The organism is Streptomyces parvulus (genome assembly GCF_014648855.1).
Classification (GTDB): domain Bacteria; phylum Actinomycetota; class Actinomycetes; order Streptomycetales; family Streptomycetaceae; genus Streptomyces; species Streptomyces parvulus.
On sequence record NZ_BMRX01000020.1, the window covers coordinates 122,352 to 137,975 of the forward strand.

16 protein-coding genes are annotated in these 15,624 nt (G+C 72.5%); 8 read left to right on the forward strand and 8 right to left on the reverse strand.

The window, feature by feature from the left end:
- The first annotated feature begins 3 nt into the window (after nt 1-3).
- From paaC to paaE, 3 genes are read left to right on the forward strand one after another with little or no spacing between them, the layout of a single operon-like run.
- Nucleotides 4-831 (forward strand): 1,2-phenylacetyl-CoA epoxidase subunit PaaC, encoded by an 828-nt coding sequence (gene paaC / locus IE108_RS31725; RefSeq protein WP_064726121.1) that lies wholly within the window; start codon nt 4-6, stop codon nt 829-831.
- The gene (gene paaD / locus IE108_RS31730; protein WP_064726120.1) at nt 825-1,334 is read left to right on the forward strand and encodes a 1,2-phenylacetyl-CoA epoxidase subunit PaaD; all 510 of its coding nucleotides are present in this window, start codon (nt 825-827) and stop codon (nt 1,332-1,334) included. Before paaC ends, paaD begins: the two co-directional genes overlap by 7 nt.
- Nucleotides 1,334-2,440 carry a 1,2-phenylacetyl-CoA epoxidase subunit PaaE gene (gene paaE / locus IE108_RS31735; protein ID WP_064726119.1) on the forward strand — a complete coding sequence of 369 codons (1,107 nt, stop codon included), beginning with the start codon at nt 1,334-1,336 and terminating at the stop codon, nt 2,438-2,440. Before paaD ends, paaE begins: the two co-directional genes overlap by 1 nt.
- A 22-nt stretch (nt 2,441-2,462) precedes the next feature.
- On the opposite strand, the gene IE108_RS31740 is transcribed toward paaE, so the two are convergent.
- On the reverse strand, nt 2,463-3,680 hold the full coding sequence (locus tag IE108_RS31740; protein WP_064726118.1) for an alginate lyase family protein: 1,218 nt from the start codon (nt 3,678-3,680) through the stop codon (nt 2,463-2,465).
- Between the two features lie 289 nt (nt 3,681-3,969).
- On the opposite strand from IE108_RS31740, the gene IE108_RS31745 reads away from it, so the two are divergent.
- Nucleotides 3,970-5,433, forward strand: a complete 1,464-nt coding sequence (locus IE108_RS31745) for an alpha/beta hydrolase (RefSeq protein WP_064726117.1) — start codon at nt 3,970-3,972, stop codon at nt 5,431-5,433.
- Here IE108_RS31745 and IE108_RS31750 read toward each other — a convergent pair.
- On the reverse strand, nt 5,430-6,347 hold the full coding sequence (locus IE108_RS31750) for an aminoglycoside phosphotransferase family protein (protein WP_373297082.1): 918 nt from the start codon (nt 6,345-6,347) through the stop codon (nt 5,430-5,432). The genes IE108_RS31745 and IE108_RS31750 overlap by 4 nt on opposite strands.
- A 71-nt stretch (nt 6,348-6,418) precedes the next feature.
- Complete coding sequence (locus IE108_RS31755) at nt 6,419-6,994, reverse strand: tellurite resistance TerB family protein (protein WP_064726116.1); 576 nt, start codon at nt 6,992-6,994, stop codon at nt 6,419-6,421.
- A gap of 203 nt (nt 6,995-7,197) precedes the next feature.
- On the opposite strand from IE108_RS31755, the gene IE108_RS31760 reads away from it, so the two are divergent.
- Both IE108_RS31760 and IE108_RS31765 read left to right on the forward strand, forming a co-directional pair.
- Nucleotides 7,198-7,665: a GtrA family protein gene (locus tag IE108_RS31760; protein ID WP_226485591.1), complete on the forward strand. Its 468-nt coding sequence runs from the start codon at nt 7,198-7,200 to the stop codon at nt 7,663-7,665.
- 119 nt (nt 7,666-7,784) lie between these two features.
- Nucleotides 7,785-8,192, forward strand: a complete 408-nt coding sequence (locus tag IE108_RS31765; RefSeq protein WP_064726115.1) for a RidA family protein — start codon at nt 7,785-7,787, stop codon at nt 8,190-8,192.
- A gap of 37 nt (nt 8,193-8,229) precedes the next feature.
- Here the strand turns inward: IE108_RS31765 and IE108_RS31770 are convergent, their stop codons facing one another.
- Genes IE108_RS31770 through IE108_RS31790 form a run of 5 tightly spaced genes read right to left on the reverse strand, consistent with a single transcriptional unit; the run spans nt 8,230 to nt 13,725 of the window.
- Nucleotides 8,230-9,123 carry a Gfo/Idh/MocA family protein gene (locus IE108_RS31770; protein ID WP_064726114.1) on the reverse strand — a complete coding sequence of 298 codons (894 nt, stop codon included), beginning with the start codon at nt 9,121-9,123 and terminating at the stop codon, nt 8,230-8,232.
- Between the two features lie 49 nt (nt 9,124-9,172).
- The gene (locus IE108_RS31775) at nt 9,173-10,372 is read right to left on the reverse strand and encodes an ROK family transcriptional regulator (RefSeq protein WP_064731603.1); all 1,200 of its coding nucleotides are present in this window, start codon (nt 10,370-10,372) and stop codon (nt 9,173-9,175) included.
- Nucleotides 10,373-10,390: 18 nt separating this feature from the next.
- Nucleotides 10,391-11,275, reverse strand: coding sequence for a carbohydrate ABC transporter permease (locus IE108_RS31780; RefSeq protein WP_064726113.1), 885 nt, complete (start codon nt 11,273-11,275; stop codon nt 10,391-10,393).
- Nucleotides 11,272-12,291: a carbohydrate ABC transporter permease gene (locus IE108_RS31785; protein ID WP_064726112.1), complete on the reverse strand. Its 1,020-nt coding sequence runs from the start codon at nt 12,289-12,291 to the stop codon at nt 11,272-11,274. Before IE108_RS31785 ends, IE108_RS31780 begins: the two co-directional genes overlap by 4 nt.
- Nucleotides 12,292-12,321: 30 nt before the next feature.
- The gene (locus tag IE108_RS31790) at nt 12,322-13,725 is read right to left on the reverse strand and encodes an ABC transporter substrate-binding protein (protein WP_064726111.1); all 1,404 of its coding nucleotides are present in this window, start codon (nt 13,723-13,725) and stop codon (nt 12,322-12,324) included.
- A 170-nt stretch (nt 13,726-13,895) separates the two neighbouring features.
- Here IE108_RS31790 and IE108_RS31795 point away from each other — a divergent pair, with 170 nt between their 5' ends.
- Together IE108_RS31795 and IE108_RS31800 are read left to right on the forward strand one after the other, a co-directional pair.
- A complete protein-coding gene (locus IE108_RS31795; RefSeq protein ID WP_064731602.1) occupies nt 13,896-14,942 on the forward strand; it encodes a zinc-dependent alcohol dehydrogenase in 1,047 nt (348 codons plus the stop codon).
- A 53-nt stretch (nt 14,943-14,995) separates the two neighbouring features.
- Nucleotides 14,996-15,624 (forward strand): sugar phosphate isomerase/epimerase family protein (locus IE108_RS31800; RefSeq protein ID WP_189397808.1); only part of this gene is annotated, 629 nt, incomplete at its 3' end.

Genomic DNA, 15,624 nt, shown 5'->3' on the forward strand with positions numbered 1-15,624 from the left:
GGCATGAGCGACGACCACGTCTACCTCACCCTGGCCGAGGGACACGAGGACGACACCCGCTGGGCCTACGGCACCGGCTTCGAGGACCCGCTGCACGGCGTCGACACCACCGTGCCCGAGGGCGTCGACGCCGCCGAACTGGCCGCGGACTGCGTGGCGCTGGCCGACGACGCCCTGATCAGCGCCCAGCGGCTCGCCGAGTGGGTCACCCGGGCCCCGGAGCTGGAGGAGGAGGTGGCGCTGGCCAACATCGGCCTCGACCTCCTCGGCCAGGCCCGCCTGCTGTACACCCGCGCCGGCCAGGCCGACGGCACCGGCCGCGACGAGGACGCCTACGCCTACCTCCGCGACGCCGCCGACTTCCGCAACGTCGTGCTGGCCGAACTCCCGCGCGGCGACTTCGCGTTCGCCGTGGTGCGGCTGCTGGTGCTCTCCACCTGGCGGCTGGCCCACTTCCAGCGGCTGGTGGACCACCCCGACCCGGTCCTCGCGGCGGTGGCGGCCAAGGGCGTCAAGGAACTGGCCTACCACCGGCAGTACGCCGCCGACTGGGCCGTCCGCCTGGGCGACGGCACCGAGGAGTCGCACCGCAGGATGCGGGCGGCACTGGACGAGGTCGCCCCCTACCTCGGCGAACTGCACACGGCGTACGACGTGCGGGACGAGGTGGCCGACGTGCTCCGCCAGGTCACCGACGCGGCCGGCCTCGCCATGCCGGTGTACCGGCCGCTGCCCGGCTCCGGCCGCGCCGGCGAGCACACCGAGCACCTGGCGCCGCTGCTCACCGAGTTGCAGGGCGTCGCCCGTGCGTACCCGGGGGCGACATGGTGACCGCGCTCCTGGACACCGCCCGCGCCCGCCGCGTCGCCGAACGGGTGCCGGACCCCGAGCTGCCCATGCTCACCCTCGCCGACCTGGGCGTCCTGCGCGGCGTCGAGGTCGGCGCGGACGGCACCGTGGTGGCGAGCCTGACGCCCACCTACTCGGGCTGCCCGGCCATGGCCGAGATGCGCGCGGACGTCGCCGCCCGGCTGCGCGAGGCCGGTTACGAGCGGGTGGAGATCCGCACCGTCCTGGACCCGCCCTGGACCAGCGACTGGATCACCGAGTCCGGCCGCCGCAAGCTCACCGAGCACGGCATCGCCCCGCCCGGCCCGGCACCGCGCGGCGGCCCTGTCCCCCTCGTGCTGTCGCCCACCCGGCCCGCGGTGCCCTGCCCCCGCTGCGGATCGGCGGACACCGAGGAGACCTCACGCTTCGCCGCCACCTCCTGCAAGGCCCTGTGGCGCTGCCGGGCCTGCCGCGAGCCGTTCGAGTACGTCAAGGAGATCTGATGGCCCCGACCGCCCCCGTCCCGGCAGCGCCGGTGCGCGCCCGCCGCCGGCCCGCCTTCCACCGCCTGCGGGTCGCCGCCGTGGAGCGGCTGTGCGCGGACGCGGCGGCCGTGAGCTTCGAGATCCCGGACGACCTGGCCGCGGAGTTCGCCTTCGCACCCGGCCAGTCGCTCACCCTGCGGCGTGAGGTCGACGGCCGGGACGAGCGCCGCTCGTACTCGATCTGCGCGCCGGCCGGCGCGGTGCCGCGCATCGGGGTCCGGGTGGTGCCGGGCGGGGTGTTCTCCTCGTGGCTGGTCGAGGAGGTGCGGCCCGGCGACACCGTCGAGGTCATGGCGCCCACCGGCCTCTTCACCCCCGACCTGACCGTCCCCGGCCACCACGTGCTGATCGCGGCCGGGTCGGGCATCACGCCCATGGTGTCCATCGCCGAGTCGGTGCTGGCCGCCGACGACCGGTCGTCCGTGACGCTGTTCTACGGCAACCGCCGCACCGACACGGTCATGTTCGCGGACGAGCTGGCGGACCTGAAGGACCTCCACCCGGCCCGCTTCCACCTGGCGCACGTGCTCTCCCGCGAACCCCGCGAGGCCGAGGTGCTCTCCGGCCGCCTGGACGCCGGGCGGCTCGCGGAGCTCGTCGGCGCGCTGGTGGACGTGGAGTCCGCGGACCACTGGTGGCTGTGCGGGCCGCAGGGCATGGTCGCCGACGCCCAGCAGGTGCTGGCCGGCCTCGGCGTCCCGGCGGACCGCGTCCACCGGGAGCTGTTCTTCGCCGAGGACGAGCCCGTACGGGAGGTCCGCCACGAGGAGTCCGGCCCGCGGGGCCCCGTCAGCGAGGTCACCATCACCCTGGACGGCCGTTCCACCAGCGCCTCGCTCTCCCGGGAGCGGACGCTGCTCGACGGAGCCCAGCAGACCCGGCCCGACCTCCCCTTCGCCTGCAAGGGCGGGGTCTGCGGCACCTGCCGCGCCCTGGTCACCGACGGCACGGCCGACATGCGCCGCAACTACGCCCTGGAGGACGCCGAGGTCGACGCCGGGTACGTGCTGACCTGCCAGACGTACCCGGTCTCGGAGAGGCTGACCGTGGACTACGACAGCTGAGCGGCTCCCACCCGGCGCCCGCTCACGCCGGGTTGTCGCCGTGGGTGAGCGTCTCCCAGGCGACGAACAGGTTGTTCGAGCCGGACGGACGGGTGCGCTCGGTCAGGGCCTGGGTGTTGTCCATGGCGTGGCCGAGGCGGTTGTGCAGGGCGTTGTAACCGACCTCGGTGACCGGACCGAGCCCCAGGTGCACGGAGCCCCCGCACAGCCAGCCCGGGACCGCGGCGCCCTGCTCGTACTTCGCCTGGAAGCCGAGCGCGTGCCGCAGCCGCTCGCCCACGTCGGTGCCGTACAGGTCCTGCCCCTGGATCCGGCTGGTCTCGGCGACGTGCGCGATCGACGAGATGCCGTACCCGGTGTGGGTGAAGTCCCGGCAGGTCTCCTGGGTGAGGCCGTTGACGAAGGTGGACTGGCCCTGCCAGTAGTTGACGATCTTGTCCCGGGTGTTGAGGTTCTGGCTCGGGACGGTCTTCGGCAGGGCGCCGTCCGATTCCAGGTACACGTACGCGGCCGTGCGGGTGCGGAACTTGCCCATGGCCTTGTCGTAGGACGCCTTGTCCTCCAGGAAGACGGAGATGCCGACGGCGGCCTCCATCATCGTCAGCTCCCAGTTGCCGTTGGAGTTGGAGCCGTTGATGATCTCGGGCAGGTAGACGTTCCGGAGCATCGTGGCGAAGCGGCCGGAGTTGGCCCACGAGCCGGTGTACGTGTACTTGATGATCTCCGCGGCCTTGGGCCAGGAGGAGCCGGCCCAGCCGGTTTGGAGCGGCGCGTTGCTGTTGGTGTGGTCCCGGATCACCGCGGACCAGGCGTCCATCAGCTCGATCGCCTTGCGGGCGTAGCGCTCGTCGCGGGTCATGTACCAGGCGAGCGCGTTGGTGTACGCCGCGATCGCGTCCTCGCGCTCGTCGGTGCAGCCCAGGTTGGGGTTCGAGTAGGAACCGCACTCGACCACCGCGCGGGGCTTGGGGGCACGGTTCAGGTCGGCGTACCTGCTCCGCATCATCTGGTCGAACGCGCCCTTCCAGGGCTGGGCCCCGGCCTGCACCTTGGCGCGGGTGAAGTCGAGCTGGCCCTCGGAGACGGTGACTCCGGGGTGGGTGAACGCGGCCGGAGCGGCTTCCGCGCGGGAGGCCGCGGGGCCCGGACCGACGAGCAGGGTGCCGGCCAGCGCGGCGGTGAGGGCCGCGAGCAGGACGACTCGGGATCCGCGGGGGCGAGGGGTGGCGGCAGAGGACATGTGGGGGGTCCATCCGTTCGTCTATGTGAACGTTGAGTGCTGTTCTGAACGTTCGGCTGGGCGGTGACGATAGGTAGAGACCAATGGGCCGTCAAGAGGCCGCGCAGGGAGCGCCGGAGGACGACCGAAGAGCACTCCCTCGGTGTCACCGACGGGGCCGGGCCGGTGGCCGGGGGCGAACACTATGAACGCAATGATCGAAGGGGTGGCCCCGGACGCGGCGGATTCCTAGCATCCCGGCTCGCAGCGCAACTTCGCGCCGGCCCGCAGCACGTACAGGAGCCGCACCTTGACCAGACCCGACGCTCCCCCGAACACCCCCCGGACCACTCACCGCCGAGGCCGCCCGGCCCTGGTGGCCGCCGCGCTCGCGGCCGTCCTCCTCGGCACCCTCGGCAGCGTGTCGGCCGCCCCCGCCCGCGCGGCCGAACCGCCCGCGGTCGCCGACTGCCCGCCCGCACTGGCCGAAAAGGCCACCTGCTGGACCGGCCGGGACACGGGCGGGGCGTACTACACGATGGCCGTCCCGAAGGACTGGAACGGCTCCCTCGTCGTCCACGCGCACGGCGGACCCGACCTCGGCGACGCCTCGGACCCCGCCCGCAGCACCGAGGACCTGGGGCGCTGGGCGGTGATGGTCGAGGAGGGGTACGCCTGGGCCGGCTCCGCCTACCGGCGCGGCGGCTACGGCGCCCGCATGGCGGCCGAGGACACCGAGAACGTACGGCGCCTGTTCACGCAGCGGTTCGGGCGGCCGGAACGGACCTATCTGCACGGCCAGTCCTGGGGCGGCGACGTCGCGGCCAAGGCGGCGGAGACCTACGGCGCCCGGCGCGGCGCCTACGACGGGGTACTGCTGACCAACGGCGTCCTCGGCGGCGGTTCGCGCGGCTACGACTACCGGGTGGACCTGCGCGTCGTCTACCAGTACTACTGCCGCAACCACCCGCGTCCCACCGAGCCGCAGTACCCGTTGTGGCAGGGCCTGCGCCCCGGCTCCACGATGACGAACGCCGGGCTCGACGCCCGCCTGCGGGAGTGCACGGGCTACGACTCCGCCCCCGCCGACCGCACGGCCCTCCAGCAGCGCAACCTCGACGACATCCTCGCCGTCACCGGGATCCCCGAGCGGACGCTGGAGTCGCACCTGAGGTTCGCCACGTTCACGTTCCGGGACATCGTGTCCAGCCGGCTGGACGGGCGCAACCCGTGGAGCAACCGCGGTGTGCGGTACTCGGGTTCGCACGACGACAAGGCCCTCAACGCGGGTGTCGAACGCTTCTCGGCCGACCCCGCCGCCCGCCGGGACCTGTCCTACGACAGCGACCTCACCGGCCGCGTCGACCTGCCCGTCCTCACGCTGCACGCCATCGACGACCCGACGGCCTTCGTGGAGCACGAGGCGGCCTACCGGGCCACGCTCGACGGTGCCGGCCGGGGCCGGAACCTGGTCCAGACGTTCACGAGGGAGTCCGAGCACAGCTCGCTGAGCGACTCCGAGTACGCCGCCTCCATCGCCGCGCTGGACGCCTGGGCGAGCACGGGCCGCAAGCCCGCGCCGCACTCGATCGCGGCCTCCTGCGCCACCTTCGATGCCACGTACGGCGACGGCTGCTTCTACGACCCCGGGTTCCACCCGAAACCCTACGCCTCCCGCGTGCTGCCCCGGCCCGGCGGCCTGCACTGGCCCGCCATGACCGCCGCGCAGGAGCGGGCATGGAGCAGGATCGAGGGGGTGGGGATCGCGCCCTAGACCGGACGGGCCGAGGCCTGGCGGCTCCGCTCCCGCTCCGCCAGCACCGCGCGGATCACGTGGCGGGCGTTGTCCGCCATCGCCGGGTTGGTCTTCCGGTAGCAGGGCAGTGCGATCAGCGCCTGGGAGAGCGTCCGGCCCCGGCCGCGCCGCCAGGTCGCCCCGTCGACGCCGAGCCTCTCCCGGAAGACCTCCCGCGCGGCCGCGGGCAGCAGGTTCCACGCCGGGAAGAGGTCGCAGGCGGGGTCGCCCACCCCCGCGCACCCGAAGTCGATGACCGCGGTGAGTCTGCCGTCCGCGACCAGCAGATTGCCGGGCATCAGGTCGGCGTGCAGCCAGACGGGCGGCCCGTCCCAGGCCGGGGCGTCCAAGGCGTCCTGCCACACGGCGGTCAGCGCGTCGCAGTCGACGTCCTCCTCCGGGATGCCGCGCAGCTCCTCGACGGCGGACCGGGTCGCGGCGTCCAGCGTGGCGAGCGGACCGCCGCGGTGTGCGCCGGGCGCACCGGGAAGAGCGACGCCCCGCATCGCGGCCACGAACCCGGCGAGGTCCGTCGCCAGCGCCTCGGGGTCGCTCAGCGCGCCGGCCTCGGGGATCTCCCCGGGAAGCCACCGGTACACCGACCAGGGCCACGGAAAGCCCTCGGCCGCCTCACCGGCGCCGAGCACCTCGGGCACGGCGACGGGCAGCAGCGGCGCCAGCCGCGGCAGCCAGCGCCGCTCGGCCGCCACGTCCGCCGCGCCGCCCTCGACGAGCGGCAGCCGTACGACCATGTCGTCGCCCAGCCGGTACATCGCGTTGACCGTGCCACCCGACGGGAAGCGCTCGACGGGCAGTTCCGCCCACCGGGGGAACCGCCCGTCGACCAGCCGCCGCACCAGACGCTCGTCGATCGGGTGGGCGTCCGGACGCATTCGCTCTGCACTCATGCACCGCATCCGACCCCCGGGCGCGGCCGGCCGTCAAACGCTTTCCCGACGGCGGGTCAGACGCCGAACTCCGAGGGCGAGATGCCCAGCGCCGTGCAGGCCTCGCGGATCGCCTGCTGCTCGGCGTGCTCGAAGACGCCGTCGGCGCCCGCCACGACCATGCCGGTCTGGATGACGGCGCGGGCCTCCTGCGGCTTCTTGGCGGCCTTGGCGATCACCTGGAGCGCCTCGGTCTTCCCCAGCTGGAAGTTGGCGAGGAGCTTGTCCACGTGCTGGTTGAACCGCTGGCGCAGCTGGTCCGCCGGGAAGTTCTGCAGCACCTCGTTGGTGACGATCAGCTCCTCCACGCGCTGGCGCTCCGCCGGCTCCACCTGGCCGTCGGCCGCGGCGACCAGCGCGCACATGGCCATGCTCGCGTCCCGGTAGGAGCCGCTCTTCAGCTCGGTCTTGACCGAGGCGAGCTGGGACTTGAACAGCCCCATCAGCTGGGCCTTGGAGCCTCCGGAGGACGAGCCCGTGCCACCCGCCTGGTGGTGTCCCGGCTGTCCGTGGCCCGATCCGGTCGCTCCCCGAGTGCCCTGGGACTGCTGGAAGGTCTTGGCCTGGTCCTTGATCTTGTCCCACATCGCCACTCGTGCCACCTCGGCTTCTGTTGCTGCTTGTCGGTCGTGGTTCCTGGCCGCGGTCGCCCGCGGTCACCAGCATCAACGCCCCCCGGGACCGCAGGGTTCCCGGAAGGCAAAGACAGGGCAAAGAGCCTACCGGTGCCGTAGTAGGCTGCGCGACCAGGAGTCAGGGTGTCGAGGGTTCGGCCGGCCGGGTGGAGGCGTCGCGTGTGGCTCGGCTGAAGGGGGCGCCGGTCGCCGAGGGCGCCGCGCCCTCCCGGATGTCCGCCGTCCGCCGCGCGGTGTGGTCGCGCGAGGTCCGCTGGTTCGTCGCCATCGGCGTGGCGTCCACCGCCGGACAGGCCTCTCTCTACTGGGCGCTGCGCCTGTGGTGGCCCCCCGTCGCCGCCAACCTGGTCTCCCTGCTGGTCCTCACGGTGCTCAACACCGAGGCCAACCGGCGGCTGACGTTCCGCAACGCCGACGCCGGGCCGCTCCGGGCCCACCTGGGAGCCGGCGGGCTCTTCCTGCTCGGCTACCTGGTGACCTCCGGCGCGGTGCTCTGGTTCCGGCACGAGCGGCCCGGTGCCTCGCCCGCCGCGGAGACGGTGGTCCTCGCCGCCACGTCCGTCGTCGTCACCGTCGTGCGCTTCCTGGTGCTGCGACTCGCCGTCTTCGGGCGCCGGGCACGTCCCTGAGCTGCTGGGTCACCGACAGGTGCCCAGGTCACCCGAAAGTGCGTTCTTCCATGTCAGGGGTCACTCTCCTACGGTTCCCCGGTAACCACTGGAGAGCACACGGGCAAGGAGAAGCAGCCATGGCCATCACCCTGGTCAACCCCGCGGGACTGCCGGAGATCGACGTCTACCGGCAGGTCTCGGTCGCCTCGGGCACGAGACTGGTGTTCGTCGCCGGCCAGGTCGCCTGGGACGCCGAGGGCGCCACGGTCGGTGCGGGCGACCTCGCCGCACAGGTCGAGCAGTGCTACGTCAACGTCGGCACCGCCCTCGCCGCGGCCGGCGCGACCTTCGCCGACGTCGCCAAACTCAACGTCCACGTCGTCGACTGGACCCCGGACAAGATGCCCCTGCTCCTGGACGGCATCGCCCGCGCCTCTGCCCGGCTGGGCGTGACCCCGGCCGCACCGGCCACCCTCCTGGGCGTCGCGGCGCTGGACGTGCCCGAGCACCTGGTCGAGGTGGAGGCGACGGCGGTCGTCGACTGACACGGCGTGCGGTCGCACGGTTCTCCGGCCGGGGCCGTCAGTCGTACGTGACCCGGTCGAGCAACCCCTGCAGGTACAGGCCGCGCCGGGCGTCCACCGGTGTCGGTGTGCCGGTGCGGACGGCCGTGGCGAAGTCGTGGCGCAGGACGGGCCAGCACTCCTCGTGGTCGATGCCGGCCGTGTCGTAGACCAGCGGCTGGTCCGGGCCGAAGAGTTCGACGCGGGTGAGTGCGTGGGGGACCGCCACCGCGCCGGACAGCGAGGCCTGGCTGACGGCGCCGTTCTCGTGCGTGCAGGTCAGCTCGGTCCAGCGGCGCGGGTCGCCGGTGGCGCGGATGCCAGTGATGGGGCCCACCGAGGCGTCCAGCAGGTCGAGGAGGTGGGGGCCGAGGTCCAGCAGGGCGCCGTGCTCCAGCCGCCAGCCGGTGGCGAACTCGCCCCCCAGGAAGGCGCCGTGGAGGTAGCAGGAACGGGCCCCGCTCGCCTCGAAGGAGCGCGCGGCCTCGAGGAAGGCGCGGGTGGCCGGGTGGTAGCGCTTGGTGAGCACCAGCTGGGAGACGACACCGGCCTCGGCGACGGCGTCGGCCACCCGGTGCGCCGCGGACAGGTCGGGGCCGAGCGGCTTCTCCAGCAGCACCGCCTTGCCCCGCTTCGCGGCCAGGGGCGCCAGTTCGGCCTGCACGGCGGGCGGCACGGCGAACGCCACGGCCTCGCAGCGGTCCAGCAACTCCTCGAAGGAGGCGGCGACATGGGCGGCGTAGGGCGCGGCGGCCTCGCGTGCCGCGTCCGTGCGGCGGGCCCAGACCGCGGCGAGCCGGGTCTCGGGTCCGGCGGCGAGCACCCGGGCGTGCATGGCGCGGGCCCAGGGGCCGGCGCCCACGAGCCCGACCTCGACGGGCCGGTCGGTCCAGGGGGCGGGGACAGCGTTCACGGTGTTCCTGTCTTCGCGGGGTACGGCACACGGTCGCGATGCGGTGTGCTCACGGTGCGAGGCGTTCGAGACGGGCGTCGGCCCCGGCGGGGGAGTAGAGGTGCTCCACGACCATCGCGGCGGCCCCGACGAGCCCCGCGTGGTCGCCGAGCCGCGAGGTGACGACCTGGAGGTTGGCCGTGGCGCGGGGCATGGCCCGCTGGTAGACCAGCTCCCGCACCCCGGTCAGGAAGGGCACCCCGGACAGCTCACCGGCGATCATGAGCACCCCGGGATTGAGCAGGGTCACGACGGTCACCAGGACCTCGCCCACCCGCCGTCCCGCCTCCCGGGCCAGCCGGACCGCGTCCGGATGCCCCTCGTTGAGCAGCCGCCGCACGTCCCGGCCCGACGTGGTGTCGAGGCCGAGGGCGGACAGCTCCTTGGCGATGGCCCGGCCACTGGCGACGGCCGCGAGGCAGCCGTGGGAACCGCACATGCACAGCGCGTCCGACCGGTCGTGCAGCCGGATGTGCCCGATGTCGCCGGCCCCGCCGTCGATGCCCCGGTAGAGGCTGTCGTCGATGACGACCCCCGCGCCGATGCCCGTGGACACCTTCAGCAGGACGAACGAGGAGCAGTCCCGGTGGCTGGCCTGGTACTCGGCCAGCGCCATGAGGTTGGCGTCGTTGTCCACGAGGACCGGCACGGCGCCGGCCGACGCGGCGAGGCCCGTCTTCGCGGCGAACGCCTTCTGCAGCCGCTCCCTGATGGGGTACCGGTCCCAGCCAGGCATGATCGGCGGCTCGATGACCTGCCCCGACTCCCAGTCGACCGGCCCCGGCACCGAGAGGCCGATGCCGGCGACGTGGGAGGCCGGGACCCCGGCGGCCGCGACGAGGTCGGGGAACCACTCCGCCAGCCGGTCCAGGACGTGCTCGGGGCCCTCGGCGACGTCCAGCGGAGCGGTGTGCTCGGCCAGGATGGTGCCCGCCAGGTCGAGCACGGCGGCCCGCGCGTGCCGGGTCTCCAGGTCGAAGGCGATCACCGAGGCGTGGCCCGGTTCGAACACGATCCGGTGGGAGGGGCGGCCACCGGTGGAACTGCCCGTCGCGTGGCGCAGCCACCCGGCGCGGTTGAGCAGGTCGAGGCGCTGTCCGACCGTGGAGCGGGACAGGCCGGTCGCCTGCTGGAGGTCGGCGCGGGTGTTGGCGCGGCCGCTGCGGATCAGCTGCAGCAGCGCACCCGCGCTGGCCTGACTTGACGTCATCATGGAGTCCCCCACGGCTCAGCTCTTGTCGGCGCCGCTGGTCAGCCCCTCGGTGAGCAGGCGTTCGGCGGCGAAGAACAGAAGTACCACGGGGATCGTCAGCACCACCGAACCGGCCATCAGGACGGTCTTGGGCACCTCGATGCCGTTGGACAGCTGGGCCAGTCCCAGGGACACCGTCCACTCGCCCGGGTCGGCGGCGAGGAACAGCAGCGCGAAGAGGAACTCGTTCCAGGCGATCATGAAGACGTAGAGCCCGGTCGCCATCAGGGAGGGCAGGGCCAGCGGCAGGATCACCTTGCGGACGGTCTGGAGCCGGGAGCACCCGTCGAGCGCCGCCGCCTCCTCGATCGAGGGCGGGATGGTGACGAGGTAGTTCTTCAGCATGTAGATCGACACCGGCACCGTCTGTGCGACGTAGACGATGGCGAGGCCCACCAGGCTGGAGGAGAGGCCGATCCGGGCGAAGATGACGAAGAGCGGGACGGCCAGCAGCGTCGCCGGGAACAGGTAGACCGCCAGGAAGAGCGCGCTCACCTGCCGGTGGCCGAAGAACTTCAGCCGGCTCACCGCGTAGGCGCCCGGCACCGCCGCCACCAGGGTCAGCACCACCGTGCCGAGCGAGACCAGCGCGGAGTTGAGCAGGAACTTCAGGAATCCCTGCCCGCCGTCCTCGGAGGAGCGCAGTACGTCACGGTAGGTGGAGAGGGTGAAGTCCTTCGCCGAGATCCACAGCGAGCCCGGGTCCAGCAGGAGCGCGTCGATGGGCTTCAGCGACAGCAGCACCATGTAGTAGAACGGCAGCACGGTGATCACGGCGAGGAACGCGATGACGAACCAGCGCAGTACGCCGAAGAACCGCTCCTCGAACTGGGCCCGGGTCAGGGCCGCCTTGCGCGTCACGCTTCCTCCTGGACCTTGTTGCCGAAGAACTTGAAGTAGAAGCCCAGCAGGATCATCAGCGAGGCGGCCAGGACGAGCGCCTGGGCGGCCGCGGCTCCCACGTCGTAGCGGGCGGTGAGGAAGTCGTAGACGCGCACGGCGGCCACGTCGGTGCCGGCGCCGCCGCCGGTGAGCAGGTACACGTCGTCGAACTTGTTGAACGTCATGATGAAGCGCAGCACGCACAGCAGCGCGATGACCGGCATCAGCTGGGGCAGCAGCACGTGCCGGAACCGCTGGGTCGGGGTGGCCCCGTCGACCAGCGCGGCCTCCTCCAGGGTGTCGGGCACCGCCTGCAGCCGCGCCAGGATGAAGAGGAACGCGAAGGGGAAGTAGCGCCAGCACTCGAAGACGATGACGGTCAGCAGCGCCAGGGGGATGTCGAAGTGCAGCCCCAGCAGGTGGACTTCGTACTCCCGGGTCGACAGGAAGGCGATCGGGTCGTCCCAGCCGAACAGCCGCTTGCCCCAGTCGTTGACCACGCCGTACTGCGGACTGAGCGCGACCTCCCAGACGAAGGCCACCGCGACGACCGGCGCGACGTACGGGAGCAGCATCGCCGCGCGCAGCAGCCCGCGCCCCTTGAACGGCTTGCGCAGTGCGAGCGCCGCGATCAGGCCGAGGACGACGGAGCCGAGCGTCGAACCGGCCGTGTACAGCAGGGTCGTGCCGAGGCTGGACCAGAAGCCGGCGGAGTCGAAGACCTGCGCGAAGTTGTCCAGGGACCAGTTGCCGAACAGGCCCATGCCCTGGATGTCGACGAGCCTCGCCTTCTGGAAGGCGAGCAGCACGGTCCAGGCGATGGGCAGCACGACCACCACGAGGACCACGATGAAGGTGGGGGAGACGAACGCGAGTCCCGCCCGGTTGGCACGCCGGCTGGCGGTCATCGGGCGCCGCCCCTCGGGGGCGGACCGGTCGGTGGACCGGGGGCTGGTGTCCCGGCGCTGCGGTGCGCCGGCTGGAGCTGTAGTCATGAGGGACCTTCGTGAGGTGCAGGCGGGCGGCTACTGCAAGGACTTCTTGAGGGCGGCGACCTCTTCCTCGGCGTCGCGTGCCGCCTCGGACGGCGAGCTCTGGCCGCTGGTCATGGCGCCGACGGCCTTCGGGACGGGCAGTTCGCCGTTGGTGGCGCCGACCAGGGCTCCCTCGCCCTGGGCGATGCCCCAGCGGCGCATGTTGCTGACCCCGTCGGCGAGCTGGTCCAGCAGGCTGTCGGGGAAGACCTCGTCCAGCGGCTTGCGGGTGTCCACGCCGATCTCGCTGTGGCGCCAGGACTCGAGGTAGCGCTCCGGGGCGTCGGCGGTGCCCTTGCGGACCGGGATCTTGCCCTCGGGCGCCATGCCGAACCAGGACTCGTAGCCGGTGCCCATCATGTACTCGATGAACTCGCGGGACGCCGTGGTCTCGGCGGTCTTGGTGGTCACCCAGGACGTGATCTCGCCGAACTGGGCCGCCTCCTCGGCGTCGGGGCCCTTCATCGCGGTGACGATGCCGCTGTTGTCCGACAGGTACTGGGGGTTCTCGGCGCACTCCGGGCAGCTGGGCAGGGCGTCCTTGCGCAGGCCGGCGAGTTCGTCCAGCAGGAAGGAGGACCAGACGACCATCGAGGAGCGCCCGGCGAAGTAGGTGGCCCGGGTGGAGTCCACGGTCTGGGTGCCGGGCGCGCCGTAGGTGCGGGCCAGTTGATCGTAGGTGCGGAAGGCGGCCTGGCACTGCGGGGAGTCGAGGGCGACCTCGTGCCGGTCGTCGACCAGTTGGCAGTCGTTGGCGAGGGCGACGCTCTCGAAGCTCTGCGAGGTGAAGACGTCGCTGGGGTCGGTGGCCGCCGAGATGCCGTCATGGCCCTTGGTGGTCAGTGCCTTGGCGGCGGCCAGCGTCTTCGCGTACGTGTCCGGGGCCGGCAGGTCCTTCCGGGCGAACTGGTCCTTGCGGTAGACCAGCAGCTGGAGCCAGGCGTCGGAGGGCACCCCGAGGCTGGTGGCGCCGTCGGAGGTCAGCTCCAGCGCGTTGGCGTTGAAGGTGTCCCGGCCCAGCTCGCCGACGATGCGCTTCGGGATGTCGGTGTTCAGCAGGCCGTTGGTGTACATCTGCCAGACCTGGCCCATGGGGGCGGCGCCGATGACGTCGGGCAGCGTGCCCGAGGCCGCCGCCGACATGATCAGCTGCGGCATCTGGGCCTCGTCGACCCCGACGAGTTTGACCTTGATCCCGGTCCTCTTCTCGAAGCCGTCGACGACCTTGCGCGTCGCCGCGACCCGGTCGGGGAGGTTCTCCTGGGACCAGACCGTGATCTCACGGTCCGGCTTGCCGGGCCCGGTGCTGCCCGCGCAGCCCGAGAGCAGCCCCACTCCCAGGGCCGCCGTGACGCCGACCGCGGTCGTCCTCGACCGCAGGGTCCTGATGCGCATTGAGTGTCCTCGTTCCGGCTTACGTCTGCTCGTCACGCATCACAGCATCACTTTTGCTTGTTGACAAGACATAAGTTGCGGATATTGTCGACGCAACAGCATCAGCAACCCTTCCGGAGCCCTCCGTGTCATCCGTGTCGCCGAAGTCAGCAGCGTCGCCCGTGCCGTCCGTGGAGCGCGTCGTCCAGTTCACCGGCCCCCGCCAGGTCGAGGTCGCCGAGCACACCCGGGCCGAGCTGCCGCCCGGCCACCTGCGGGTCCGCACCAGGTACTCCGGCATCTCCGCGGGCACCGAACTCACCGCCTACCGCGGCACCAACCCGTACCTGACCCGGACCTGGGACCCCGAGGCGCGCCTCTTCCGCGACGGCGCGCCCGGCATCGAGTACCCGGTGGCCGGCTGGGGCTACTCCGAGGTCGGCGAGGTCGTCGAGGTCTCCCCGGAGCTGGCCGGCACCCCCGGCCTGCCCGTCCCCGGCGACCTGGTGTGGGGCATCTGGGGCCACCGCAGCGAGGGCATCGTCCCCGCCGAGCGCATGATCGGCCACACCCTCCCGGCCGGCCTCGAACCGCTGGCCGGCGCCTTCGCCCGGGTCGGTGCCATCGCGTACAACGCCGTCCTGGCCGGCGACATCCACCTCGGCGAGGACGTCGCCGTGTTCGGGCAGGGCGTGATCGGCCTGCTCACCACCCGGCTCGCCCGGCTCAGCGGCGCCCGCGTCACCGCGGTGGACGCCCTCGACGGCCGCCTGGAGACCGCGAAGCGGTACGGCGCCCAGCACACCCTCAACGCCCGCACCGACGCCGTCGCCGAACGCCTGCGGGAGGCCACCGGCGGCCTCGGCGCCGACCTCGCCATCGAGATCAGCGGCGCCTACCCGGCCCTGCACGAGGCGCTGCGCTCGGTCGCCGCCGGCGGACGGGTCGTCGCCTCCGGCTTCTACCAGGGCGACGGGATCGGCCTGCGCCTGGGCGACGAGTTCCACCACAACCGGGTCCAGCTGATCTGCTCCCAGATCGGCGGCGTGCCCCCGCAGCTGTCGGGCCGCTGGACCGTCGAACGCCTCCAGCGGACCTTCCTGCGCCTGGTCGCCGAGGGCCAGGTGGACGTCGACGGCCTGGTGAGCCACGTCGTCCCTGTCGCCGAGGCCGCCGACGCCTACGTACTGCTGGACGAGCGGCCCGCCGAGGCGCTGCAGGTCGTCCTGGAATTCTGAGCCCGGATCTCCCCACCCGACTCCCCGAGACCGGATTTTCCGAAAGGCCCCCCATGCTCAAGACCGCCGTCCAGGAACAGCTGCTGCCCGGGGACACCCTCCAGGCCAAGTGGGAGTTCGCCCGGCAGGCCGGCTACGACGCGATCGAACTGCGCGGCAAGGGAGACTTCCACTTCGCCTCCCGCCTCGGCGAGCTGCGGCAGGCCCGCGCCGACGGAGTCGTCATGCCGACGGTCTGCGTCGACATGCTGCACTTCCTCGGCGCCTTCGACGAGGACCTGCGCCGCGACGCCGTCGCCCAGATGAAGTCGCAGCTCACCGTCATCGCCGAGATCGGCGGGGTGGGCGCCCAGACGCCCGCCTCGTACGGCATGTTCTCCCGCCGTCTGCCGCCGTTCGAACCGCCGCGCGACGAGGCGGCGGACCGCGAGGTGCTCCTCGCCGGCCTCACCGAACTCGGCGAGCACGCCCGCCGGGAGGGCGTCACCCTCTTCCTGGAGCCGCTCAACCGGTACGAGGACCACATGGTCAACCGGCTGGAGCAGGCCGCCGACCTGATCCGTACCGTCGGCCTGGACTCGGTCCGGATCGGCATCGACAGCTACCACATGAACATCGAGGAAACCGACCCCGCCGCCGCGATCGTCGCCCACGCCGACGTCATCGGCCACGCCCAGGTCTC